This window comes from Enterobacter sp. Taxon_8 (assembly GCF_058354585.1).
In genome coordinates this window covers 3633809-3657584 of the sequence record NZ_CM177989.1, presented here as the reverse complement: position 1 = coordinate 3657584, position 23776 = coordinate 3633809, and the positions used below count along the sequence as shown (strand labels likewise).

The following is a 23776-nucleotide window of genomic DNA, read 5'->3' as shown; positions in this document are numbered from 1 at the left end:
ACAACGCCGAAGGTGTTTTGGCGAAGAGACAGAACAATCAAATTTCAGCCTGATACAGATTAACAGAATTTGCCTGGCGGCTTTAGCGCGGTGGTCCCACCTGACCCCATGCCGAACTCAGAAGTGAAACGCCGTAGCGCCGATGGTAGTGTGGGGTCTCCCCATGTGAGAGTAGGGAACTGCCAGGCATCAAATTAAGTAGTAAGCCGGTGCATTAATCCGGTGGTTACAAGCAGTCTTCGGTGGAGCGGTAGTTCAGTCGGTTAGAATACCTGCCTGTCACGCAGGGGGTCGCGGGTTCGAGTCCCGTCCGTTCCGCCACTTATTAAAAGCCCTGAGCTAACGCTCAGGGCTTTTTTCTTATCTGACGCTTAATTATTGCGAAATCAGCAAAAATCCTCTGCGTTTTGCGATCTTTTTCTCTATAACAACGCCAGCGATAATCGTCCTCAGTTTACGAACATAACGATTGAGGAATAGTATGACTCTCCCTGCATTTGGTCTGGGCACTTTCCGCCTTAAAGACGACGTTGTTATTGCATCAGTTAAAACCGCACTCGAACTGGGCTATCGCGCGGTTGATACGGCGCAGATCTATGAAAACGAAGCTGCCGTAGGACAAGCTCTCGAAGAGAGTGGTGTACCGCGTAATGAGCTGTTCATCACCACGAAAATCTGGATTGAGAATCTCAGCAAAGACAAGCTGATCCCAAGCCTGAAAGAAAGCCTGAAAAAACTGCGTACTGACTATGTAGATTTGACGCTGATCCACTGGCCATCACCGAACGATGCCGTCTCCGTGGAAGAATTCATGCAGGCATTGCTGGAAGCGAAAAAGCAGGGATTAACCCGCGAAATTGGGATCTCCAACTTCACGATCCCGCTGATGGAAAAAGCTATTGCTGCTGTTGGCGCAGAAAATATTGCGACCAACCAGATTGAGCTGTCTCCGTACCTGCAAAATCGTAAAGTCGTGGACTGGGCAAAACAGCACGGGATCCACATCACCTCATACATGACGCTGGCCTATGGTAAGGCGCTGAAAGATGAAGTGATTACGCGTATCGCTGAGAAACATAGCGCGACTGCCGCGCAGGTCATTCTGGCATGGGCAATGGGTGAAGGTTATGCCGTGATCCCATCATCAACTAAGCGTGAAAACCTGGCCAGCAACCTGTTAGCAACGGATCTTCATCTGGATGCTGACGATAAAAAAGCGATTGCCGCGCTGGAGTGCAACGATCGTCTGGTCAGCCCGGAAGGTTTAGCTCCTGACTGGGATTAAGTTTGACCCGCCCTCTGTAACCTGAACCCTCACACAGCTCCTCCGGGAGCTGTTTTTATATGTTCACTCAGAAAATCAATAAAGGCACGAATGCGCGTACTAACCGCTCTGTCACTGTAATACACCGCGCTAAAAGGCATTTCGACCGGCAAGCGTTTATCGGCCATCAATTCCACCAGCTCACCCCGGGCAATCTCCTTATCAATCATATAGTCTGACAAGCAGGCGATACCATTGCCTTCAAGGCACAGCTGCTTTAGTGTTTCCCCGCTGTTAGATGACAATCCGCTCGTAATTTCATGAAGTTGACCATCATGACAGGCGACAGGCCAGGTGTTCAGCGATACCGGCTCCGTAAAGCCCAGGCACAGATGCTGCTTCAGTTCTTCAACCGTCTCCGGTTTACCATGTTCAGCAATATACTGTGGCGACGCGATAATTTTACGGTAGCTGGCAAACAGAGGGCGGGCACGCAAGCTTGAATCGGTCAGCGTTCCCGCCCGAATAGCCACATCCACTTTACGCTCGATGAGGTTAATAAACGTCTCTGAGGAGACGAGAGAAAGCGTCATCTCCGGATAGCGTTCGCGGAAAGGTTTAATCAGCGGCATCAGAAAGTGAAGCACAACCGGCGTGGCTGCATCAATGCGCAGTAATCCGCGCGGCGTGCTGCGGGTCTCCATTATCTCGGTCTCCGCTGCGGCCATCTCCTGCAGTACCGACTGCACGCGGCGAAAATAACGCTCTCCTTCTTCCGTCAGGCTCAGCTGTCGCGTCGTTCGGTTGAGCAGACTCACTCCAAGCTTCATCTCCAGTTTTTTTACCGAACGGCTGATGGCTGAGTTAGCCTGTCCCAGCTGTTCGGCCGCGCGGCTAAAGCTGCCGCTTTCAACGACGGCGACAAAGATTGTCAGCTCTTCCGATGTAGCTTTCATTGTTGCACCACCTGCAAAATTCTATTGATATTTTGACCATTTTTGTTATTTAAGCACTGGCGCATACTGCCTGTCATCTTAATCATGATGATACGGAGTATTTTATGCCACTGGCGCTACTTGCCCTGACGATCAGTGCCTTTGCAATTGGCACGACCGAATTTGTTATCGTGGGGCTGGTTCCCACTATTGCTAACCAGCTTGCGATCTCGTTACCCTCTGCCGGACTGTTGGTGTCTATCTACGCCCTGGGCGTCGCCGTCGGGGCGCCAGTGCTGACGGCACTGACCGGGCGTTTTCCGCGTAAGCAGCTGTTAGTCGCGCTGATGGTGCTGTTCACCGCCGGCAACATTCTGGCCTGGCAGGCACCGGACTACACCACGCTGGTGATTGCCCGTCTGTTGACCGGCCTTGCGCACGGGGTGTTCTTCTCGATTGGTTCCACTATTGCAACCAGCCTGGTACCCAAAGAGAAAGCGGCCTCCGCCATTGCGATCATGTTCGGTGGGCTGACCGTTGCACTCGTCACGGGCGTACCGTTGGGCACGTTTATCGGACAACACTTCGGCTGGCGTGAAACGTTCCTGGCCGTCTCCTTACTGGGCGTCATTGCCCTGGTGACCAGCCTGCTGCTGGTGCCGTCGAATATTCCTGGCCGGGCCAGCGCCAGCCTGAGCGATCAGCTGAAGGTACTCACGCATCCGCGTTTGCTGATCATCTACGCGGTTACTGCGCTGGGCTATGGCGGCGTATTCACCGCCTTCACTTTCCTTGCACCGATGATGCAGGACCTGGCGGGTTTCTCCCCCAATGCCGTGAGCTGGATTTTGCTGGGATACGGTATTTCCGTTGCGATTGGCAATATCTGGGGCGGCAAGCTTGCGGATAAGCATGGTGCGGTACCGGCGCTGAAATTCATCTTCGCCGCGCTGGTCGTTCTGTTGATGATTTTCCAGTTCACGGCTTCGATACACTACGCCGCGCTGGTCACCGTGCTGGTCATGGGGATCTTCGCCTTTGGTAATGTGCCCGGGCTTCAGGTCTACGTTGTACAAAAAGCCGAGCTTTATACGCCCAATGCGGTGGATGTGGCGTCCGGCCTGAATATTGCCGCTTTTAATATTGGTATCGCGCTGGGCTCCATCATTGGTGGGCAAACCGTCGAAAATTTCGGATTAACCCAGACGCCATGGATTGGCGCGGTGATTGTCCTGGTCGCTTTCCTGTTGATTGGTCTGAGCGGACGTCTTGATAAACCCGCCCGCGTCGCGCTGGGTTAACATCAGTAAGCGCTTGCTTACAAAACTGGAAAGCGGTTTCTCAGAAATTGCGTTGAAAGTGTGACCTAAAGTCCCTATAACATTAGAACCAGTCCGTTTTCCGGACTGGTTCATGTTACAGAGGCTGTTTCCAAAAGTGCGAAAAAATACCTATGCCATGCGTTATGTAGCCGGAATGCCCGCGGAGAGGATCTTGCCTCCGGGGTCATTTGCGAGCATAAGCCAGGCATTACCCGCCGGCACGCCGTTAAGCAGCGATGAAAAAATCCGCGTACTGGTGTGGAATATCTTTAAGCAGCAGCGTGCGGAGTGGTTATCGGTCCTCAAGAATTTTGGCAAAGATGCCCATCTGGTCCTGCTCCAGGAGGCGCAAACCACGCCTGAGCTCGTTCGGTTTGCTACCACTCACTATCTTGCCGCCGACCAGGTACCCGCCTTTGTTTTGCCTCAGCATCCCTCAGGCGTGATGACGCTTTCTGCAGCACATCCCGTCTATTGCTGTCCGCTGCGCGAACGCGAGCCTATCCTGCGTCTGGCGAAATCGGCGCTGGTGACGGTCTATCCGCTGCCGGATACCCGAATGCTGATGGTTGTGAATATCCATGCGGTAAACTTCAGCCTGGGCGTGGATGTCTACAGTAAGCAGTTACTTCCCATTGGCGATCAGATAGCGCATCACAGCGGGCCCATCATTATGGCCGGCGATTTCAATGCCTGGAGCCGTCCGCGCATGAATGCGCTCTATCGCTTTGCGCGCGAAATGTCGTTGCGTGAGGTTCGTTTTAGCGATGACCAGCGCAAAAAAGCCTTTGGTCGTCCTCTCGATTTTGTCTTCTATCGTGGTTTGAGCGTGCACGATGCCTCTGTTCTGGTGACTCGCGCCTCGGATCATAATCCTCTACTAGTCGAATTCAGTCCCGGCAAACCTGATAAATAATGGTGTGTCAGGTCTGCCGTGGGGCAGGCCTGCGCGGGTGCTGCCCTTTATTTTTCACTCACAAAGGACAGTACGATGACAACAACACACTCCCATCATGACAACGTAGAAAGACAGTTTGGTTCTCAGGCAAGTGCCTATCTGAGCAGCGCCGTGCACGCTTCAGGTCGCGATCTGGTGCGTCTCGGTGAGCGCCTGTCGGCATTTCCGCAGGCGCACGTTCTGGATTTAGGCTGCGGGGCTGGGCATGCCAGCTTTACGGCTGCGCAGCAGGTGGCGCACGTTACCGCGTATGACTTATCCAGCCAGATGCTGGACGTTGTTGCCGAGGCGGCGAAAGCGAAGGGGCTGAACAACATTAATACGCGCCAGGGCTATGCCGAATCCTTACCGTTTGATGATGCGTCGTTTGAGGTGGTTATCAGCCGTTATTCCGCGCACCACTGGCATGATGTCGGCCAGGCATTACGAGAGGTCAAACGCGTTCTGAAGCCGGGCGGCACATTCATCATTATGGATGTGATGTCACCTGGGCATCCGGTGCGCAATATCTGGCTGCAAACGGTAGAAGCGCTGCGCGATACCTCGCACGTGCAAAACTACGCCAGCGGAGAGTGGTTGTCGCTTATCACGGAAGCGGGACTGATTACACGCTCGTTAATCACAGACCGTTTGCCGCTGGAGTTTAGCTCGTGGATAGCGCGTATGCGCACCCCGGAAGCATTAAGTCTGGCGATCAGGCTGTATCAGGAGAGTGCATCCGCGGAGGTAAAGGCGTACTTTGAACTGCAAAACGATGGTTCATTCACCAGCGATATCATCATGGCTGAAGCGCAAAAAGCGGGATAAACAAAAAAGGCACCGAGGGGAATCGGTGCCTTTTTATCTTTCGATCGTGCTATCAGGAGTCTGGCGTAGCACTGTTCTTCACAAACAGCGTCAGCTGGTCGCCAGGTTTCAGATTGTCAGTATCATTGTTCCAGCGCATCACATCCTTGATGTTTACGCCGTGTCGTTTTGCGATACTGGACAGTGAATCGCCCTTGCGCACGCGATAGGTAATGCTATCGCTGTTGCTGGCGAGACGCTGTGCGCTGCTACCTGCACCTACCGTCAGAGTCTGACCCACTTTCAGGCCGGAGCTGCGCAGATTATTCCACTGCTGTAGATCTTTCGCATTCACGCCAAGACGTGACGCAATGCCCGAAAGCGTATCACCTGAACGAACCTTATAGCTGCGGCTGTTGACTGATGATGCATCCGCGATCAGCGTTGACTGAACGGCGGCGATTTCACCAGAAGCTAAAGACTCACGTAACTGGTCAGCATGTTTCTGCGGAACCATTACATACTGCGGGCCACTTGCCCCCAGGGTTGAGCCTTTAACGCCAGCATTAAAGGTTTTCAATTTACTTACCGACATACCCGTCATATCAGCAACCTGTTGAATATCAACTGGATTGCTGAGGCGAACACGCGCCAGTGCACGACTTTCGTCTGGTGTTGGCAGTTGTACACCATAACGCTTGCTGTTCTTGAGAATATCGCTCAAAGCCAGCATTTTCGGTACGTAAATCTTTGTTTCCTGTGGCAGTGAGAGCGACCAAAAATCGGTGGATTTACCCCGTGCTTTATTCGCTTTCATTGCCTTCAGTACACGACCTTCGCCACTATTATACGCTGCGACCGTTAACAGCCAGTCGCCGTCAAACATCTTGTTCAGACGTTGCATCATGTCGAGAGCGGCTGTCGTTGAAGCGACAACATCGCGACGCGCATCATAGTTGCGGGTCTGTTTCAGACCATAGTTTCGCCCTGTGCTCGGAATGATCTGCCAAATGCCTGCGGCATTGGCGCCAGACGTCGCGTGTGGGTCAAAAGCGCTCTCCACTATGGGTAGGAGTACCAGCTCCATAGGCATGTTACGTTTCTTAACTTGCCCGGCTATCCAGTACATATACGGCTCTGCCCGTAACGTTACATCGTGGAGATAGCTCTTATTTCTTAAATACTTCTGTTTCTGTTCGCGAATCCGGGTATTTTCCGGAATTCCCATCTTTAGCTCGTCGCCAATAGAGGTCCACAAGTCTTGATCCTGCGCGAAAGATGTTCCATCGTCCATCCAGCGCGCCGAACTTGCAAACTTCCCTGCTTCCCCTTGACCAGCTGCAGAAAGGCTCTGTGCGTGCTGTTGTACGTTGCTGCCATTCTGTGACTGGCAACCTACAAGCAGGACAGAGGCGAGTAATATCGCTTTTGCCTTCATGTGTGTGTCAATAGTTGCTTAAAAGACGAGCGATGATAACGGCGAAATTTTGAAAAGGCAACCCGCAATTATCTGAAGTTATCTTTCTTTGACCTTAACCATGCAAATCGCTGTTCTGGTTGTTGCAAATTTGTTTCTTGGTTAATTTTATTAATTAAATCAGTATCATCTGTTCTTAAAAATAAATTAATTTGGCGCTCGTTTTTCAGAATTACGGGGAGTGTTTTTTGGTTTTTTGCACGTAACTCCTTCACTTTGTGATAATAATCCTGAATCGCCCGATCCTCAGGCAACAGGCTGACGGCAAACTTCATATTTCCTAATGTATACTCATGAGCGCAACAAATAACGGTGTCATCGGGCAATGCGTTAATCTTCTGTAAAGACTGGTACATTTGCGCTGGCGTACCTTCAAACAATCTTCCGCAGCCTCCGGAGAACAGGGTATCGCCGCAAAAAAGATAAGGCTTACTGTAGAAACACAGATGTCCCAAAGTGTGACCCGGTGTAGCAAATACGGAAAACTCCCACTCACGTATGAGGATATTTTCGCCTTCTTCGACTACATGCGTGATTCCCTTATCTTGTGCTTCTGCCGGTCCGTAAACCACAAGATGCGGAAAATAAGCGTGCAGTTCAGGCACGCCGCCAGTGTGATCGTTATGATGATGCGTCAACAGAATGGCTTCTGGCTGCCAGTCGTTCTCTTTTATTGCGCGCAGAACAGGGGCCGATTCTCCGGGATCGACAATGACGCATCGACGATCGTCGTCAACCAAAACCCAGATGTAATTGTCCTGAAACGCTGGAATACTGATAAGATTCATACATTACCTCTTATAGCGTGGCGGGTGTTTTGATGAAACCGGCAAGGATACCTCAGACTGTCGCAGCACCGGAACGTTGGGCGGAATTGCCCTGGGGTGAATATTATCGCGAAGCGTTAGAACAACAGCTGAAGCCCTGGCTCGCGAAAATGTATGGCTTTCACCTGCTTAAGATTGGCAATCTCAGCGCGGAAATCAATACCGAAAGCTGCGCTATCTCGCATCAGGTCAACGTCTCTCTCGGCGGATCGCCGGTTCAGGTAAAAGCAGATCCGTTGCATCTGCCGTTTGCGGAAAAATCCGTTGATGCGTGTTTACTCGCTCACACGCTGCCCTGGTGCAGCGATCCGCATCGTCTGCTTCGTGAAGCCGATCGCGTGCTTATTGATGACGGCTGGCTGGTACTTAGCGGATTCAATCCGTTAAGCCTGATGGGGCTGCGTAAGCTGGTGCCGGTGCTACGCAGGAATCCACCTTACAACAGCCGGATGTTCACCATGATGCGCCAGCTCGACTGGCTTTCACTGCTGAACTTTGAAGTGCTCTGCTACGGTGGTTTTCAGGTGCTGCCCTGGGCGCGTCAGGGTGGCGTGGTGCTGAGCACCCATCTCCCCGCCCTGGGCTGTTTGCAGTTTATCGTCGCGCGTAAGCGAACCATTCCCCTTACGCTTAACCCCATGAAGCAGAGCAAATCGAAAACGCCAATCCGCCAGACCGTTGGCGCCACGCGGCAATACAAAAAGCCGTGATCAGGATTCGGGCTGATAGCCCGCGTCCTCATGCGCAGGGTTAGCGGCCGCCGCACGCGCCAGCTCGTCACAACGTTCGTTTTCCGGATGGCCGGCGTGCCCTTTAACCCACTCCCATTTAATCTGGTGCTGACCCAGCGCAGCATCAAGACGTTTCCAGAGATCGACGTTCTTGACCGGTTTCTTATCGGCGGTTTTCCAGCCGCGTTTTTTCCAGTTATGGATCCACTGGGTGATCCCCTGACGCACGTACTGACTGTCGGTACTTAACACCACGTCACAATGTTCTTTTAATGCCTCCAGCGCCACGATGGCCGCCATCAACTCCATCCGGTTGTTGGTGGTCAGAAAATAGCCTTCACTAAAGGTTTTTTCGTGCTGGCGATAGCGCATAATCGCGCCGTAGCCGCCGGGCCCTGGGTTACCGAGACAAGATCCATCGGTGAAAATTTCTACCTGTTTACGCATCTCTGGTAGACTTCCTGTATTCGAAACGTTCAGTTAAACGATAAGTCTGACATAAATGACCGCTATGAGCACTGCAATTACTCGCCAGATCGTCCTCGATACCGAAACCACCGGTATGAACCAGATCGGCGCGCACTACGAAGGGCATAAGATCATCGAGATCGGCGCCGTTGAAGTGGTAAACCGTCGTCTTACGGGGAACAACTTCCACGTTTACCTCAAGCCCGATCGGCTGGTGGACCCCGAAGCGTTCGGCGTTCACGGGATTGCCGATGAGTTCTTGCTGGATAAGCCGACGTTTGCGGATGTGGCTGACGAGTTCCTGGAATACATCAAGGGCGCCGAGCTTGTCATCCATAACGCCTCGTTCGATATCGGCTTTATGGACTATGAATTCAGCAAGCTTAATCGTGATATCCCGAAGACGAACACCTTCTGTAAGGTGACGGACAGTCTCGCGCTGGCAAGGAAGATGTTCCCCGGCAAGCGTAACAGCCTGGATGCACTCTGCTCGCGCTACGAGATAGACAATACCAAGCGAACGCTCCACGGGGCGTTGCTCGATGCCCAGATCCTGGCCGATGTCTATCTGACGATGACCGGCGGGCAGACGTCAATGAAGTTCAGTATGGAAAATGAGTCTCAGCAGACGCAGGGCGAAGCGGGCATTCAGCGTGTTGTTCGTCAGGCCAGTCGGCTACGGGTTGTTTTAGCCAGTGACGAAGAGCTGCTTAACCACGAATCCCGTCTTGATCTGGTGCAGAAGAAGGGCGGCAGCTGTCTCTGGCGTGCCTGAAAAAACGCCGGAATGCCTGTAAAATCATCGGTTGGGCGATTTTTGCAGCAAACGATTCAAAACGCGAGAAAAAGCGTTGACGAGATCGGAGGCGCACCGTAATATGCGCCTCGTTCCCCAAACGGGAACAGTGGAGCGGTAGTTCAGTCGGTTAGAATACCTGCCTGTCACGCAGGGGGTCGCGGGTTCGAGTCCCGTCCGTTCCGCCACTATTCAGAAGGCCTGAATCAGAAATGATTCAGGCCTTCGTCGTTTCAGCGTTCTGTAATCTTATCCTCTCTCTCGCTATTAACAAAAAGTTAATATCTATAGTGCAATTAATTAACAATTGCACAGATGTAGTGCATTATTCGCACTGTTGTTGTGCATTTTGCCACCATGCCTCTCTTCAGACCTCATTCCGAATGTGTCTTTCTGTAAAAATAATTGACGCAGAATCATTTGGTTATCTCCCGCGCCCCAAAAAAAGACCGAACCAATTCAGTATTGGTTTGTTTATTGCTTAATCATTAGCACGATAAGCGTCATTCCATATCAATAACTTATCGTTAATAAAAATAAAGTCATGATGAAAGCGAGCGAACCAATATGGAAAAACCGTCACGGTTTCTGGCCAATTCCAGCACCGCGCTTGAGCAGTTGCGCGGGCTTATCAACCAGCACGAGTCAACACCAGGCATACCGCTGCCCACGGAACGTGAGCTGTCGGACACACTCGGCGTAGGACGACGTGAAGTGCGTCGTGCGCTGGATGTGCTGGAAGAAGAGGGGCGCATCTGGCGTAAGCAGGGCAAAGGGACCTTTATTGGCCCGGCGGCACCCGTTGAACCGCTGGCCCTTCAGGGATTGGTTCAGCAGACCAACCTTCTGGAAGTGATGGAAGCTCGTCTACAGCTCGAACCCGGCTTAGCCCGGCTTGCGGCACTGCGTGCCACCAGGGAAAACCTCGCGCTCATGCAGCGCATGCTGGAACGCATCGACAAGGTCAGCCCGGACGACCGCGATCTCAACGAACTCTGGGATAGCGCCTTTCACCGGGCTATTGCCGAGGCTGCGGGCAACCGCCTGATGCTCGGCCTGTTTGATGCCATTGATGCCGTTCGGCGCGAACCGGGCTGGCAGCATCTTCGTGAATTAGCCCGCACGCCCGAACGTGTCGACAGCTATAACGACCACCACCATAAGATCATGTCTGCGATTATCCATCGCCAGCCTAATGAAGCCGCGGCCGCCATGCGCGAACACCTGCTCAGCCTGCAAACCGCCCTGATTCAGGCGATCCACCTTGAGGACGACTTCACGCCATGACGACAATCCCCTTTAAGGACGCCACGCCCGTACTGCAAGTACAAAACCTCAACGTTACGTTCGCGGGCTCGCCGGTTAGCGTGCTTGACGGTATCTCATTGACCGTCAGGGCGGGCGAAACGCTGGCGCTGGTGGGAGAATCCGGCTGTGGGAAAAGTATCACCTCCCTGGCGCTGATGGGGTTACTGCCCGCCAGCGCACGGATCGTCAGCGGGGAGATGCTGTTTCGCCGCCACGATCTGCGCAAGCTCTCGCTGCGGGAATATGCCGACCTGCGCGGCAGCGAGCTGGCGATGGTTTTTCAGGAGCCGATGACCTCGCTCAATCCGGCATTTACGCTGGGGGATCAGCTGAGCGAAGCGGTTATGCGACACCAGAACGTCTCGCGCGCAGAGGCGATGAAGGTCGCGCTGCAGATCCTCGAGAAAGTGCAGATCCCAGCGGCAGAGATGCGCCTCAAGGCTTATCCTCACCAGCTTTCCGGCGGCATGCGCCAGCGGGTGATGATTGCAATGGCGCTGATTAACCACCCCAAACTGCTGATTGCCGACGAACCGACCACTGCGCTCGACGTCACCATCCAGGCGCAAATCCTCGCCTTGCTCAACACCTTAAAAGAAGAAACCGGCACGGCGGTACTGATGATCACCCACGATTTGGGCGTGGTGGCAGAAGTCGCCCAGCAGGTAGCGGTGATGTATGCCGGACAGGTGGTAGAGCAGGGAAGCGTCGAGGCGATATTTGCCGATCCGCAGCACCCTTACACCATCGGCCTGATGGGCTCGATTCCCTCCCTTGGCGCACGCAAGGGCCAGCTCTCCACCATTCCCGGCGCGGTCCCGCTCCCGGAATCCATGCCGCAAGGCTGCCGTTTTGCGACGCGCTGCCCGTTTGCGCAGTCGCGCTGCCATGATGAAAAACCGCAGCTCACCACGCTCGGCGCGGGCCATCGGGTCGCCTGCTTCCGCGTGCCGCTCGAACATCACATTGCCCTGGGAGAGACCGCATGACCACGCCCATACTTGAAGCCCGTGACCTCAGCAAGCTTTTCCCAGGCCCCAAAAAGCTCTTTACTCCGGCGCGGTTTGTCACGGCGGTCGATCGCGTGTCGCTTGCCGTCATGCCGGGCGAAACGCTGGCGATTGTCGGCGAGTCCGGTTCCGGAAAATCCACGCTTGGCCGTCTGCTGCTGCGCCTGCTGGCCGCCAGCGAAGGGCGCGTATTTTATCAGGGGGAAGAGATCACCCACGCCTCGGGCGCGCGCCTCAATCAGCTCCGCCGCGAGCTGCAGATCATCTTTCAGGATCCCTTCGCGTCCCTGAACCCACGCATGACGGTGGAGCAGATCGTCGGTGAGCCGCTGTGGCTGCACCAGAACATGAAGAAAGCGGACCGTCAGTACCGCGTCGCCGAACTGCTTAAGACCGTAGGCTTGCCTGCCGCCTGGGCCGGGCGCTATCCGCACGAGTTTTCCGGCGGGCAACGCCAGCGTATCGGCATTGCGCGCGCGCTGGCCTCGGGACCGAAGCTGCTGCTGGGGGATGAGCCGGTTTCCGCGCTGGACGTCTCCGTCCAGGCGCAGGTGGTTAACCTGCTGGAGAGCCTGAAGAACCAGCTGGGGCTGACGATGGTGATTGTCGCCCACGGTCTGGCGGTGATCCGCCACATGAGCGATCGCGTGGCGGTCATGTATCTCGGGCAAATCGTCGAGCTCGCCACCGTTGACGAGATTTTTGACGCGCCGCTGCACCCCTATACTCAGGCGCTGATCGCCTCGGCGCCGCAGATGCAGCCGGGCGCTGAACGCGACGCGCCGCTGCTGCAGGGGGATCTGCCCAACCCGGCCAGCCCGCCGTCCGGCTGCCGTTTCCACACCCGCTGCCCGTACGTCACCGACGAATGCCGCCAGGTCGAGCCGATCAATCAGGTGCTCGACGGTGGACGTCAGGTTGCCTGCCACCGCTGGCAGGAGATCAACCGCGATCGCAGCGTTATTCAGATCGCACCGCCATCCGCCGCATTTCTGCGCCGCCGCGCGCTGTTTGAACACGCGGTTACCCACTCGTCCCTTCCTTCAAGGAACTCATGATAATGACAATCCGTAATTCTCTTTTGACCGTACTGGGAAGCGTTATGTTGCTTGGCGCGGCGCTGCCCGCCCATTCTGAAAGCGTGCTTCGTATTGGCCTCGGGGCAGACCCGGACATGCTCGACCCGCATCTGGCGCGTACCTACTATGGCCGCTTCGTCTTTGCCTCCCTGTGCGACAGGCTGGTGGACGTGGATGAAAACCTGAAGGTCGTCCCCGGTCTGGCCAAAGACTGGGCGTGGAGTGACGATGGTAAAACCCTGACGCTCAATCTGCGCGAAGGCGTCACCTTCCATGACGGAGAGAAATTCGATGCCGCCGCCGCGAAATACAACCTCGACCGCGCCCTGACCCTCAAAGGCTCCCTGCGTAAAAGCGAGATCTCCTCCGTTGAATCGGTAGAGGTCACCGGCCCGATGCAGATTGCGCTGCACCTGAAAACGCCTGATGCCGCGCTGCTGATGCAGCTCACCGACCGCGCGGGCGCGATGATGGCCCCTGAAGCGGCAAAAAAGCCTGACTTTGCCGCCCATCCGGTCTGCTCCGGCCCGTATAAATTCGACAGCCGCGTGTCCCAGGACCGCATCGTTTTGAGCCGCTTCGATAACTACTGGAACAAAGACGCCTACCACTTCGACAAAATTATCTATCTGCCGATCCCTGATGCCTCCGTGCGTCTGGCGAACCTGCGCGCGGGGGATCTCGACCTGACCGAAGGCATCGCCGCCAGCGACGTGAAAACCGTCGAAGCCGACAGCAAGCTGGCGCTGGCGAAGGTAACTGGCCTGGGCTATCAGGGCATTACCTTCAACATCAACAACGGCCAGGTGCCGGCCAACGACCCGTTCAAAGATGCCCGCGTGCGCGAGGCATTTTCTCAGGCTATCGACCGCGATGCGCTAAACCAGGTGGTCTTTGAAGGGCTGTATACGCCAGCCAACCAGGCGTTTTCACCGGTCAGCCCGTATCACGTGAATCTGCCGGTTCCGCCGCGTGACGTCGACAAGGCCAAAGCCCTGCTCAAAGCGGCAGGCGTCACCGCGCCGCTGACCGTCAACCTGCTGGTGCCGAACAACCCAACCTCTCAGCAGGTGGGGCAGGTGCTGCAGGCGATGGTCGCCGAGGCGGGCTTTAACCTGAACCTGCAGATGACCGAATTCGCCACGCTGCTGGACCGCCAGCAGAGCGGGGATTATCAACTGAGCTTCTCCGGCTGGTCGGGACGCCCGGATCCGGACGGCAGCATCTACGGCTTTATCAACAGCAAAGGCACGCTTAACGACGGTCGCTACAGCAACGCGCAGGTCGATGAGTGGCTGATCCAGGCGCGCCAGAGCACCGACCAGGCCGCGCGCCAGCCGCTGTACGACAAGGTGGTGAAGCAGCTGCAAACGGATATGCCGATTGCCTATCTCTATTTCGAGCCGCGTATCTTTGGCCTGAACAAAAGCGTGCAGGGCTTTAAGCCATACCCGGACGGCATCGTGCGTCTGGCGGGTTTGACGCTGGCGAAATAAACGTCCTGAGGAGAACCCATGCTGGAACTGATTTGCAAACGTCTGCTGCTGGCTATTCCGACGCTACTGCTGGTGAGCATGATGGTATTCGGGCTGCAAAAGCTGCTGCCCGGTGACCCGCTGATCGCCATGGCCGGCGAGGAGCGCGATCCGGCGGTCATCGCCCAGCTGCGTGCGGAGCTGAATCTCGATGCGCCGATCCCCGTGCAGTATTTCCACTGGCTGACGCGGGCGCTGCAGGGCGATCTGGGCGTCTCCTTACGTACGCATGAACCGGTGACGCAGCTGATCGCCAGCAAGCTGCCGGTCACGCTGGAGCTGTCGCTGCTGGCGATGATTATCGCGCTGGTGTTTGGCATCAGCATGGGGATCCTCGCGGCGGTGAACAAAAACAGCTGGGTCGATCACGGGGCGAACTTCGTGGCGATCTCGGGGATCTCGATCCCGCACTTCTGGCTGGGGATCCTGCTGATTCTGGTCTTTTCGGTAAACCTGCAGTGGCTCCCCGCGTCCGGCTATGTGCCGTTCAGTGAAGATCCGCTCCAGAACCTGCGCACGCTGCTGCTCCCCGCATCCGTGCTCGGAACGGGTCTCGCGGCAACGCTGATGCGCCACACCCGCGCCTCGATGATTGCCGTGCTGAAGGCGGACTATATCCGCACCGCGCGGGCGAAAGGGCTACTGCCGAAAGCGGTGATCCTGAAGCACGCCTTTCGCAACGCGCTGGTGCCGGTAATTACCCTCACCACGCTGCTGTTCGGCGAGCTGCTGGGCGGCGCGGTGCTGACCGAGCAGGTTTTCACCATTCCGGGCTTCGGCAAGATGATCGTCGACTCGGTTTTCAACCGTGACTACGCGGTGGTGCAGGGCGTGGTGCTGATCGTGGCGATCGGCTTCCTGCTGCTCAACCTGTTGGCCGACGTACTTTACGTCCTTATCAACCCGAAAATGCGAGGTTAACGATGGCGGAACTGACGACGCAAACCGTAGCCCCCGCGCTGCCGCGCGCGCAGAACCGGGTGCTGAAGAAATTCCTCGCCAATAAAAGCGCGGTGATTGGCGCGCTTGTGGTGGGTTTCTTTGTGCTGGTGGCGCTGCTGGCGCCGTGGATCGCCCCGTTTGACCCGGTTAAAGCCAACTTCCTCGCGGTGCGCAAAGCGCCTTCAGCGATGTACTGGTTCGGCACCGACGAGCTGGGGCGCGACATTCTATCCCGCATTATCTGGGGGGCGCGCACCTCGCTGATGGCGGGCTGTATGTCGGTCGTTATCGCGGTGGTTATCGGCGTGCCGCTGGGGCTGGTGGCGGGCTACTTCCAGAAGATGTGGGACGGCGTGATATCGCGGTTTATCGAGGCGCTGCTGGCGTGTCCGTTCCTGATCATGGCGATCGCGCTGGGAGCGTTTTTGGGCCCGAGCCTGACGAACGCCATGATCGCCATCGGTCTTTCGGCGATGCCGATCTTCGCCCGCCTGACGCGCGGTCAGGTGATCGCTATTCGCAACGAAGAGTATATCGACGGCGCGCGGGCGATTGGCCTGCCGGATCGCTGGATCATCATCAAATACGTCCTGCCCAACGTGATGTCGCCGATCCTGGTGCAGGCCACGCTGGCAATTGCCTCAGCGATTATCGCCGAAGCCAGCCTGTCGTTTTTAGGGCTGGGGCAGCAGCCACCTAATCCGTCCTGGGGCTCAATGCTCAACACCGCGAAAGGGTTTCTTGAGCAGGCGCCGTGGATGTCTGTTTTCCCCGGCGTGGCGATTTTCCTTGCCGTGCAGGGTTTTAATTTACTTGGCGACGGGCTGCGCGATGCGCTCGATCCGCGCCACGACTAAGGAGTCATGATGACCAAAGCGCTTGATTTTACGTCCGGTTACGCTTCACGACGCCCGCCAATGATGGGCCATAATGCTGTTGCCACGTCGCAACCCCTGGCGGCGCAGGCGGGGATGAAGATGCTGCAGCTGGGCGGCAACGCCGTTGATGCGGCCATTGCCACCGCGATGGCGCTGACGGTGGTAGAGCCGACCGGTAACGGGATCGGCAGCGACGCCTTTGCCATCGTCTGGGACGGCGAAAAGCTGCACGGCCTGAACGCGTCCGGTCGTTCGCCTGCGAGCTGGCATGCGGATCTGTTTGCCGGTAAAACCGCGGTGCCGGAAATCGGCTGGGACGCGGTGACCGTGCCGGGGGCGGTATCCGGCTGGGTCGCGCTGGCGGAACGCTTCGGCACGCTGCCGCTGACCACGCTGGCGCAGCCCGCCATTGACTACGCGCGCAACGGTTTCCCGGTCTCCCCGCTGATTGGGCATCTCTGGCAGCGCGGCTATAGCAAGCTGAAAGATCAGCCGGGTTTTAGCGCCTGTTTCGCGCCGGAAGGCCGCGCCCCGCGCGTGGGGGAAATCTTTCGTAACCCGGCGCAGGCGAACTCGCTGGAACTGATCGCCCGTACCAACGGCGAAGCTTTTTATCGCGGTGAGCTGGCCCAGAAAATTGCTTCCTTCGCCAAAGAGCATGGCGCGCACCTGACGGCCGAGGATCTGGCGAGCCATCGCGTGGACTGGGTAGAGCTGCTGTCGCGCGACTTCGCGGGCGGTTCGGTGCAGGAGCTGCCGCCAAACGGCCAGGGGATCGCCACGCTGATTGCGCTCGGCATTCTGGAGCAGTGCGGCATTGAGAAGCATCACCCGGATTCCGTGCAGTCTCTGCATCTCTCCATTGAGGCGATGAAGCTGGCGCTGGCGGATCTCGACCGCTACGTGGCGGATGAAGACCATATGGCGTTCGCGGCGAAAGAGCTGCTGAGCGACCATTATCTGAAGTCACGCGCGGCGCTTATCGATCATGACAAGGCGTCCGATTTTGTCTACGGTTCCCCGACCCAGAGCGGCACGGTCTACATCAGCACCGCCGACGCCAGCGGGATGATGGTGTCGTTTATTCAGTCCAACTACATGGGCTTCGGTTCAGGCATTGTGGTGCCGGATACCGGGATCAGCCTGCAAAACCGGGGATGCGGGTTTGTGCTGGATCCCAATCACCCGAACGCGCTGGCGGGCAGCAAGCGCCCGTTCCACACCATCATTCCGGGCTTTGCGATGGACGGCAACGGCCAGCCGCTGATGTCCTTCGGCGTGATGGGCGGTCCGATGCAGGCGCAGGGGCACATGCAGATGGCGCTGCGCATTATGCTGCACGGGCAAAACCCGCAGGCGGCAATCGACGCCCCGCGCTGGCGCGTGGTGCAGGGCAGGGAGGTGATCGTTGAATCGACGTTCGATCGCAACACGATTTCCGCCCTGCGCGAGCGCGGACATCAGATTGTGGTGGAAGATCCGCTTCATGATTACAACTTCGGTGGCGCGCAGGTAATTTACCGCCTGCCGGAAGGACACTACGTGGCCGCGACGGAAAGCCGCAAGGACGGGCAGGCGCTGGTGAGTTAATATTTTATCCTCCCTCTCCCTTTGGGAGAGGGGCGGGGTGAGGGGATAATTTCACTCAATGCTAAACGGGTCCGCATCCTGCCACGCCGGGAACTTCTCCCGATACTCCTTCAGCGCCGTCAACGACAGTTCGGCATCAATGCGCGTTGCCTGGTGCGGCTCGGCGGTGGCGATGATCTCGCCCTGCGGATTCACCACCCGGCTGTCGCCGCGATAGTGATGCCCGTTACCGTCCGTCCCCACGCGGTTGCAGCCCACCACGTACGCCTGGTTCTCAATCGCGCGCGCCACCAGCAGCGACTGCCAGTGCAGGGAGCGCGGTGCAGGCCAGTTGGCAACATACAGCGCCAGGTCGTAATCGTTGCGGTTACGCGACCACACCGGGAAACGCAGGTCGTAGCAGACCAGCGGCAAAATACGCCAGCCGCGCCATTCAAACACCACGCGCTCGTTACCGGCTTCATAGTGATGATGCTCATCCGCCATGCGGAACAGGTGGCGTTTATCGTAGAAATGCACTTTCCCTTCCGGCTCCACCAGCAGGAAGCGGTTCACCGGCCCGCGTTCGGTCTGCAGAGCGGCGCTTCCGGCAATCAGCGCGTTGGTCTGCTGCGCTTTGGCGTGCATCCAGGCGACCACCTCATCCTGAGGCATTGACTGTTTTGCCGCTTCCATGGCGAAGCCGGTGGTGAACATTTCCGGCAGGACAATCACATCACGCCCGGTAATGTCTTCCAGTTGACGATCAAAGTGGCGCAGGTTGGCGGGGCCATCCATCCACACTAAAGGTTGCTGCAAAATAGAAATCTTCAGACCAGGCACAATTCAGACTCCTCACACGACCACTTTTTGACACTGTAGCACGACATAACGAGAAAATGTGGCAATAAAAAACCCCGCGCGAGGCGGGGTTTGTATAAGCGAAACGCGTTATGCCGCTTCAGGTTTGCGGTGCTTCTCCGGCAGCTTTACCGGCTGCGTCGCCAGCTCGTCCGGTTCGAAATCATCCACGTTAATGCTGCGCAGACGGCTCTCTTCGGCTTTCACCAGCAGAGCGGCTTCATCTTTATTGATAATACCGCCTGCGAGCGCCTGTTTTGCCAGTTCGTCCAGACGGGTAAACGGCAGGTTTTTGCCCAGCTGTTTACAGATCTTCTGATGAATCGGGTCGGCAGCCATCACGTCCAGCAGCGCCTCTTCCAGCAGACCCACCGGGTTATGCTGCGTCGGTGCCAGATACTGACCGCGACCGATGCGGGAGCGGGTTGCGCTCGGAACCTGCAGGATCTTCGCCACCTTGTGGTCCAGCTTGTCGGACGGCGCCAGATGGTGACGACCGGTCGGGAAGATCACCGCGCGCAGGGCACCCGCCACGAAGCGGTTCGGGAAGTTTGCCAGCAGATCGTCAATCGCCTGTTCAGCCTGATACATCGCATCCTGAACGCCCCAGTGTACCAGCGGCAGATCCGCTTCCTGACGGCCTTCATCGTCGTAGCGTTTCAGGACCGCAGAGGCCAGGAAGATCTGGCTCAACACATCGCCCAGACGGGCAGAGATACGCTCGCGACGCTTCAGGCTGCCGCCCAGCACCGCCATGGAGACGTCAGACAGCAGGGCCAGGTTGGCGCTCAGACGGTTCAGATGCTGGTAATAACGTTTGGTTGCATCGCCGGTCGGCGTGGCGCTGGTAAGGCCGCGCGTCAGGCCCAGCCAGAAGCTACGTACCTTGTTGCTGCCCACGTGACCGATATGTTTGAACAGCAGCTTATCGAAGGCATCCACGTCGTTGTTCTGCGCGGCGGCCATCTCTTCCAGCACGTACGGATGGCAGCGAATTGCGCCCTGACCGAAGATCATCATGCTGCGGGTCAGGATGTTTGCCCCTTCCACGGTGATGGCAATCGGTGCGCCCTGATAGCCGCGCGCCAGGAAGTTGCCTTCGCCGAGCATAATGCCTTTACCGCCCGCGATATCCATCGCGTCAATAATTGACTGCTGCGCGCGGTGGGTACAGTGGTACTTCACAATGGCCGACAGTACGGCTGGTTTTTCGCCCAGCATAATGCCGTAGGTAATCAGCGTGGCTGCGGCGTCCATCACGTAGGCATTGCCCGCGATACGCGCCAGCGGCTCTTCGATACCTTCCATCTTGCCGATGGAAATTTTGAACTGACGACGGATGTGCGCGTAGGCACCAATCCCCATCGCCACAGACTTCAGACCGCCGGTTGAGTTCGACGGCAGGGTAATGCCGCGACCCACAGACAGACATTCCACCAGCATACGCCAGCCCTGACCGGCCATTTTCGGACCACCGATGATATAGTCAATCGGAACAAAGATATCCTGGCCGCGTGTCGGACCGTTCTGGAACGGTACGTTCAGCGGGAAGTGACGACGACCAATTTCAACGCCTGGGGTAGAGGTTGGGATCAGCGCACAGGTAATGCCCAGATCTTCTTCGCCGCCCAGCAGTCTTTCCGGATCAGAGAGCTTAAAGGCCAGACCCAGCACGGTGGCGATAGGCGCCAGGGTGATATAACGTTTGTTCCAGGTCAGGCGCATACCCAGTACCTGCTCGCCCTGCCACTCGCCCATGCAGACCACGCCGGTATCCGGGATTGCGCCCGCATCGGAGCCCGCTTCCGGACTGGTCAGCGCGAAGCAAGGGATTTCCTGACCGCGTGCCAGACGCGGCAGGTAGTGATCTTTCTGCTCTTCAGTACCGTAATGCTGCAGCAGTTCGCCCGGGCCTAAGGAGTTAGGCACGCCAACGGTAATCGCCAGGATCCCGGAGACGCCCGCCAGCTTTTGCAGGACGCGGGCCTGAGCGTAGGCGGAGAACTCCAGGCCGCCGTACTCTTTCTTGATGATCATCGCGAAGAAGCGATGCTCTTTCAGGTACGCCCACAGTTCCGGCGGCAGGTCGGCCATTTCATGGGTGATGGCAAAGTCGTTTGCCATGCGGCACGCTTCTTCAACCGGGCCGTCAATAAAGGCCTGTTCTTCAGCGGTGAGGCGCGGCTGCGGATAGTTATGCAGCTTTTTCCAGTCCGGGTTGCCCTGGAACAGATCGCCTTCCCACCAGGTGGTGCCTGCGTCAATCGCTTCTTTCTCGGTACGCGACATTGGCGGCATCACTTTGCGAAAGCCCTTGAACACCGGCGCAGATATCATTGATTTACGCATCGGGGCAAAGTTAAACGGCAGAAGAATGATGGCAAGAGGGACTAAAAGCCAGATATTCCAGAGACCTGCGGCGCCAAGCGCAGCCGTCCAGGCCAGAAGAATCAGGCTGCTCAGGAATAAACTCACGCGGTGATAGAACAACACACCGAGCAGAACAACGGTTGCGAGAATGCTCAAAATCATCATAAAGAAAAGCTCCCTTGCTTGTAGGAGGTCTGACCACTTGTGATGATATGGTTGTAGTTGATGTGAATTCCTTTAGCAATGTGTTTACAAAATAATTACAACCTGGTTCACATTGTTCGTGTTTTAGCCGGCACAAAAAATCAAAACGCCGGACGATTCGCATGGCTTTAGCTTCTCGCTTTTCCCGCTATCCGGTACACTCCACTGTGTTATTTCATCAATACTGAAGGATTATCCTCATGTACCAGGATCTTATTCGTAACGAACTGAACGAAGCGGCGGAAACGCTGGCTAACTTTCTGAAAGATGATGCCAATATTCACGCTATTCAGCGCGCAGCGGTCCTGCTGGCCGACAGCTTCAAAGCGGGTGGCAAAGTGCTCTCCTGCGGTAACGGCGGCTCTCACTGTGACGCGATGCACTTCGCAGAAGAGCTGACCGGACGCTATCGCGAAAACCGTCCTGGCTACCCGGCGATTGCGATTTCCGACGTGAGCCATATCTCCTGCGTGGGCAACGACTTCGGTTACGATCACATCTTCTCCCGCTATGTTGAAGCGGTAGGCCGTGAAGGCGACGTGCTGCTGGGGATTTCGACCTCCGGTAACTCCGGCAACGTGATCAAAGCGATCGCCGCCGCGCGTGAAAAAGGGATGAAAGTCATCACCCTGACAGGTAAAGATGGCGGTAAGATGGACGGTACGGCGGATGTCGAAATTCGCGTTCCGCACTTCGGTTATGCTGACCGCATTCAGGAAATTCACATCAAAGTGATCCACATCCTGATCCAGCTGATCGAAAAAGAGATGGCTAAGTAAGACTTCGCTGGGGGCATTCTTGCCCCCGCTGTTGTGGAGGTGATGTATGTGCGAACTGCTCGGGATGAGCGCGAATGTGCCAACCGATATCTGCTTTAGTTTCACCGGGCTGGTGCAGCGCGGTGGAGGAACCGGGCCGCATAAAGACGGCTGGGGCATCACCTTCTACGAAGGAAAAGGGTGTCGCACGTTCAAAGATCCACAGCCCAGCTTTAATTCACCGATTGCCAAACTGGTACAGGACTACCCGATCAAGTCCCGCTCGGTGATCGCCCACATCCGCCAGGCTAACCGCGGCGAAGTGGCGCTGGAAAATACCCATCCGTTTACCCGCGAGCTGTGGGGCCGTAACTGGACCTATGCGCATAATGGGCAACTTACGGGCTATAAATCGCTGGAGACGGGCAATTTTCGCCCTGTTGGCGAAACGGACAGCGAAAAAGCCTTCTGCTGGCTGCTGCACAAGCTGACGGAGCGCTATCCCCGCACGCCCGGCAACATGACTGCCGTGTTCAAATATATCGCGACGCTGGCAACTGAACTGCGTGAAAAAGGCGTGTTCAACATGCTGCTCTCTGACGGCCGCTATGTGATGGCGTTCTGCTCGACGAATCTGTTCTGGATCACCCGCCGTGCGCCGTTTGGCGTTGCGACGCTTCTCGATCAGGATGTGGAGATAGATTTTCAGAAGGAGACCACACCGAACGATGTGGTCACTGTTATCGCAACGCAGCCGCTGACGGGCAACGAAACCTGGCAAAAGATTATGCCAGGCGAGTGGGTGCTATTTTGTCTCGGGGACCGTGTAATTTGACGCCAGCTGTGGATGGACGACTTCGTGGCTCAGCGGTTTGCTGACCACGTAACGGCCATCGACGATAGAGACCACCGGCGGCTTGTGGGTCTGCTCAAAATAGTCGTACCCTGGCTTCAGCTGTTTCCAGAAATCCGCGTAGTAAGAATATTTGTGACGCGCCATGTTGGCGTCCGTCATGCGGAACGGATAGATGCTGACCTGTACGTTAGGCTGCCCAAAGACCAGCGCGCCCGTCACGAACTGGAAAATCTCATCAATGCCGGAGTCGGTCATCGCATAACAGCCGATAGACACGCAGGCACCGTGGATCATCAGATATTTACCTTCATAACCGTGTGCACGGTCATAGGCATTCGGGAAGCCGATGTTAATGGCTTTATAGAAGCGGCTGTCAGGCTTGAGCTGGCTGCGCTGAACGTTGTAGAACCCTTCCGGACTTTTGAAATCGCCCTGACGCTGTTTTGGCCCCAGTCCGCCGGAGTAGTTACAAATTTTGTAACTATCAAGCAGCTGATATGTCTCGCCCATTTTCACAAACAGATCGAGAGTGCGCTCTTCCTTGAAGATCTGAATATAAACCGGCGATCCCATTAACTGCTGTTTATATTCCTTGCTGACCGGCGTCGTTGAGCTATTACTGCTGAGCAGTCCGGCAAACGACATGCACGGAATCAGAAGCATCGCAATGAACAATGCGATTTTACGCATACTACTAGTTCCTTGATAAAACCATGACCAACTTGCCAGGACGGCAAAAGAGACCCGAAATCAGATTATTCTGTTAGGAGCGCTCACATTAGCACCGCTATAGATTTTCGCAAGAGCCGGGCGGTGAGTTTACAAATTAGTTTTACTTAATA

General features: G+C 56.2%; 22 protein-coding genes, 2 tRNA genes and 1 rRNA gene. 18 read left to right on the top strand and 7 right to left on the bottom strand.

Annotated features, from left to right (window positions below):
- Window positions 1-72: 72 nt before the first annotated feature.
- The 3 genes from rrf to dkgB all read left to right on the top strand — a co-directional run bounded on the left by rrf (window position 73) and on the right by dkgB (window position 1285).
- Window positions 73-188 (top strand): 5S ribosomal RNA (gene rrf / locus AC4IBF_RS17445).
- A gap of 56 nt (window positions 189-244) precedes the next feature.
- Window positions 245-321: transfer RNA gene (locus AC4IBF_RS17440), tRNA-Asp, on the top strand.
- Window positions 322-481: 160 nt separating this feature from the next.
- On the top strand, window positions 482-1285 hold the full coding sequence (gene dkgB, locus AC4IBF_RS17435; protein WP_115874283.1) for a 2,5-didehydrogluconate reductase DkgB: 804 nt from the start codon (window positions 482-484) through the stop codon (window positions 1283-1285).
- 29 nt (window positions 1286-1314) lie between these two features.
- Here the strand turns inward: dkgB and yafC are convergent, their stop codons facing one another.
- Window positions 1315-2220, bottom strand: coding sequence for a DNA-binding transcriptional regulator YafC (gene yafC, locus AC4IBF_RS17430; protein WP_045909864.1), 906 nt, complete (start codon window positions 2218-2220; stop codon window positions 1315-1317).
- A 104-nt stretch (window positions 2221-2324) separates the two neighbouring features.
- Between yafC and AC4IBF_RS17425 the strand changes: the two genes are divergently transcribed.
- From AC4IBF_RS17425 to AC4IBF_RS17415, 3 genes are all read left to right on the top strand, one after another.
- Window positions 2325-3500 carry an MFS transporter gene (locus AC4IBF_RS17425; RefSeq protein WP_491462987.1) on the top strand — a complete coding sequence of 392 codons (1176 nt, stop codon included), beginning with the start codon at window positions 2325-2327 and terminating at the stop codon, window positions 3498-3500.
- 136 nt (window positions 3501-3636) lie between these two features.
- Entirely contained in the window at window positions 3637-4437 is an 801-nt protein-coding gene (locus tag AC4IBF_RS17420) for an endonuclease/exonuclease/phosphatase family protein (RefSeq protein ID WP_025912579.1), read from the top strand.
- A gap of 75 nt (window positions 4438-4512) precedes the next feature.
- Window positions 4513-5286, top strand: coding sequence for a class I SAM-dependent methyltransferase (locus tag AC4IBF_RS17415; RefSeq protein ID WP_491462986.1), 774 nt, complete (start codon window positions 4513-4515; stop codon window positions 5284-5286).
- Between the two features lie 52 nt (window positions 5287-5338).
- On the opposite strand, the gene mltD is transcribed toward AC4IBF_RS17415, so the two are convergent.
- The gene (mltD, locus tag AC4IBF_RS17410; RefSeq protein ID WP_115874287.1) at window positions 5339-6703 is read right to left on the bottom strand and encodes a murein transglycosylase D; all 1365 of its coding nucleotides are present in this window, start codon (window positions 6701-6703) and stop codon (window positions 5339-5341) included.
- 68 nt (window positions 6704-6771) lie between these two features.
- On the bottom strand, window positions 6772-7530 hold the full coding sequence (gene gloB / locus AC4IBF_RS17405) for a hydroxyacylglutathione hydrolase (RefSeq protein ID WP_491462985.1): 759 nt from the start codon (window positions 7528-7530) through the stop codon (window positions 6772-6774).
- Window positions 7531-7562: 32 nt separating this feature from the next.
- On the opposite strand from gloB, the gene AC4IBF_RS17400 reads away from it, so the two are divergent.
- Window positions 7563-8279 (top strand): class I SAM-dependent methyltransferase, encoded by a 717-nt coding sequence (locus tag AC4IBF_RS17400; RefSeq protein ID WP_115874289.1) that lies wholly within the window; start codon window positions 7563-7565, stop codon window positions 8277-8279.
- On the opposite strand, the gene rnhA is transcribed toward AC4IBF_RS17400, so the two are convergent.
- Window positions 8280-8747, bottom strand: a complete 468-nt coding sequence (rnhA, locus tag AC4IBF_RS17395; RefSeq protein ID WP_008500276.1) for a ribonuclease HI — start codon at window positions 8745-8747, stop codon at window positions 8280-8282.
- Between the two features lie 64 nt (window positions 8748-8811).
- Between rnhA and dnaQ the strand changes: the two genes are divergently transcribed.
- The 9 genes from dnaQ to AC4IBF_RS17350 all read left to right on the top strand — a co-directional run bounded on the left by dnaQ (window position 8812) and on the right by AC4IBF_RS17350 (window position 17906).
- Complete coding sequence (gene dnaQ, locus AC4IBF_RS17390; RefSeq protein WP_048029949.1) at window positions 8812-9543, top strand: DNA polymerase III subunit epsilon; 732 nt, start codon at window positions 8812-8814, stop codon at window positions 9541-9543.
- Between the two features lie 132 nt (window positions 9544-9675).
- Window positions 9676-9752 (top strand) — tRNA-Asp (locus tag AC4IBF_RS17385).
- Window positions 9753-10131: 379 nt separating this feature from the next.
- Window positions 10132-10851, top strand: coding sequence for a FadR/GntR family transcriptional regulator (locus AC4IBF_RS17380; protein WP_023334601.1), 720 nt, complete (start codon window positions 10132-10134; stop codon window positions 10849-10851).
- Window positions 10848-11861, top strand: a complete 1014-nt coding sequence (locus tag AC4IBF_RS17375) for an ABC transporter ATP-binding protein (RefSeq protein WP_133293827.1) — start codon at window positions 10848-10850, stop codon at window positions 11859-11861. Before AC4IBF_RS17380 ends, AC4IBF_RS17375 begins: the two co-directional genes overlap by 4 nt.
- Window positions 11858-12940, top strand: coding sequence for an ABC transporter ATP-binding protein (locus AC4IBF_RS17370; RefSeq protein ID WP_133293828.1), 1083 nt, complete (start codon window positions 11858-11860; stop codon window positions 12938-12940). Before AC4IBF_RS17375 ends, AC4IBF_RS17370 begins: the two co-directional genes overlap by 4 nt.
- A 2-nt stretch (window positions 12941-12942) precedes the next feature.
- Window positions 12943-14457, top strand: a complete 1515-nt coding sequence (locus AC4IBF_RS17365; RefSeq protein ID WP_172621902.1) for an ABC transporter substrate-binding protein — start codon at window positions 12943-12945, stop codon at window positions 14455-14457.
- 18 nt (window positions 14458-14475) lie between these two features.
- Window positions 14476-15417: an ABC transporter permease gene (locus tag AC4IBF_RS17360; RefSeq protein ID WP_047174664.1), complete on the top strand. Its 942-nt coding sequence runs from the start codon at window positions 14476-14478 to the stop codon at window positions 15415-15417.
- A gap of 2 nt (window positions 15418-15419) precedes the next feature.
- A complete protein-coding gene (locus AC4IBF_RS17355) occupies window positions 15420-16295 on the top strand; it encodes an ABC transporter permease (RefSeq protein ID WP_028012069.1) in 876 nt (291 codons plus the stop codon).
- 9 nt (window positions 16296-16304) lie between these two features.
- Entirely contained in the window at window positions 16305-17906 is a 1602-nt protein-coding gene (locus AC4IBF_RS17350; protein ID WP_491463325.1) for a gamma-glutamyltransferase family protein, read from the top strand.
- Between the two features lie 51 nt (window positions 17907-17957).
- Here the strand turns inward: AC4IBF_RS17350 and AC4IBF_RS17345 are convergent, their stop codons facing one another.
- Complete coding sequence (locus AC4IBF_RS17345) at window positions 17958-18728, bottom strand: amidohydrolase (RefSeq protein ID WP_023343415.1); 771 nt, start codon at window positions 18726-18728, stop codon at window positions 17958-17960.
- 108 nt (window positions 18729-18836) lie between these two features.
- A complete protein-coding gene (fadE, locus tag AC4IBF_RS17340; protein WP_136195224.1) occupies window positions 18837-21281 on the bottom strand; it encodes an acyl-CoA dehydrogenase FadE in 2445 nt (814 codons plus the stop codon).
- A gap of 239 nt (window positions 21282-21520) precedes the next feature.
- Between fadE and lpcA the strand changes: the two genes are divergently transcribed.
- Window positions 21521-22099, top strand: coding sequence for a D-sedoheptulose 7-phosphate isomerase (gene lpcA / locus AC4IBF_RS17335; protein WP_021242877.1), 579 nt, complete (start codon window positions 21521-21523; stop codon window positions 22097-22099).
- Window positions 22100-22145: 46 nt separating this feature from the next.
- Entirely contained in the window at window positions 22146-22913 is a 768-nt protein-coding gene (locus AC4IBF_RS17330; protein WP_111965862.1) for a class II glutamine amidotransferase, read from the top strand.
- On the opposite strand, the gene dpaA is transcribed toward AC4IBF_RS17330, so the two are convergent.
- Window positions 22884-23624, bottom strand: a complete 741-nt coding sequence (gene dpaA / locus AC4IBF_RS17325) for a peptidoglycan meso-diaminopimelic acid protein amidase (RefSeq protein ID WP_111965861.1) — start codon at window positions 23622-23624, stop codon at window positions 22884-22886. The two genes, AC4IBF_RS17330 and dpaA, sit on opposite strands and share 30 nt — an antisense overlap.
- Window positions 23625-23776 lie beyond the last annotated feature (152 nt).

Bases quoted from the DNA above. Each gene is read 5' to 3' on its own strand.
- dkgB (WP_115874283.1), top strand. From the start codon at position 482: ATGACTCTCCCTGCATTTGGTCTGGGCACTTTCCGCCTTAAAGACGAC.
- yafC (WP_045909864.1), bottom strand. From the start codon at position 2,220: ATGAAAGCTACATCGGAAGAGCTGACAATCTTTGTCGCCGTCGTTGAA.
- AC4IBF_RS17425 (WP_491462987.1), top strand. From the start codon at position 2,325: ATGCCACTGGCGCTACTTGCCCTGACGATCAGTGCCTTTGCAATTGGC.
- AC4IBF_RS17415 (WP_491462986.1), top strand. From the start codon at position 4,513: ATGACAACAACACACTCCCATCATGACAACGTAGAAAGACAGTTTGGT.
- mltD (WP_115874287.1), bottom strand. From the start codon at position 6,703: ATGAAGGCAAAAGCGATATTACTCGCCTCTGTCCTGCTTGTAGGTTGC.
- gloB (WP_491462985.1), bottom strand. From the start codon at position 7,530: ATGAATCTTATCAGTATTCCAGCGTTTCAGGACAATTACATCTGGGTT.
- AC4IBF_RS17400 (WP_115874289.1), top strand. From the start codon at position 7,563: ATGAAACCGGCAAGGATACCTCAGACTGTCGCAGCACCGGAACGTTGG.
- rnhA (WP_008500276.1), bottom strand. From the start codon at position 8,747: ATGCGTAAACAGGTAGAAATTTTCACCGATGGATCTTGTCTCGGTAAC.
- dnaQ (WP_048029949.1), top strand. From the start codon at position 8,812: ATGAGCACTGCAATTACTCGCCAGATCGTCCTCGATACCGAAACCACC.
- AC4IBF_RS17380 (WP_023334601.1), top strand. From the start codon at position 10,132: ATGGAAAAACCGTCACGGTTTCTGGCCAATTCCAGCACCGCGCTTGAG.
- AC4IBF_RS17375 (WP_133293827.1), top strand. From the start codon at position 10,848: ATGACGACAATCCCCTTTAAGGACGCCACGCCCGTACTGCAAGTACAA.
- AC4IBF_RS17370 (WP_133293828.1), top strand. From the start codon at position 11,858: ATGACCACGCCCATACTTGAAGCCCGTGACCTCAGCAAGCTTTTCCCA.
- AC4IBF_RS17365 (WP_172621902.1), top strand. From the start codon at position 12,943: ATGACAATCCGTAATTCTCTTTTGACCGTACTGGGAAGCGTTATGTTG.
- AC4IBF_RS17360 (WP_047174664.1), top strand. From the start codon at position 14,476: ATGCTGGAACTGATTTGCAAACGTCTGCTGCTGGCTATTCCGACGCTA.
- AC4IBF_RS17355 (WP_028012069.1), top strand. From the start codon at position 15,420: ATGGCGGAACTGACGACGCAAACCGTAGCCCCCGCGCTGCCGCGCGCG.
- AC4IBF_RS17350 (WP_491463325.1), top strand. From the start codon at position 16,305: ATGACCAAAGCGCTTGATTTTACGTCCGGTTACGCTTCACGACGCCCG.
- fadE (WP_136195224.1), bottom strand. From the start codon at position 21,281: ATGATGATTTTGAGCATTCTCGCAACCGTTGTTCTGCTCGGTGTGTTG.
- lpcA (WP_021242877.1), top strand. From the start codon at position 21,521: ATGTACCAGGATCTTATTCGTAACGAACTGAACGAAGCGGCGGAAACG.
- AC4IBF_RS17330 (WP_111965862.1), top strand. From the start codon at position 22,146: ATGTGCGAACTGCTCGGGATGAGCGCGAATGTGCCAACCGATATCTGC.
- dpaA (WP_111965861.1), bottom strand. From the start codon at position 23,624: ATGCGTAAAATCGCATTGTTCATTGCGATGCTTCTGATTCCGTGCATG.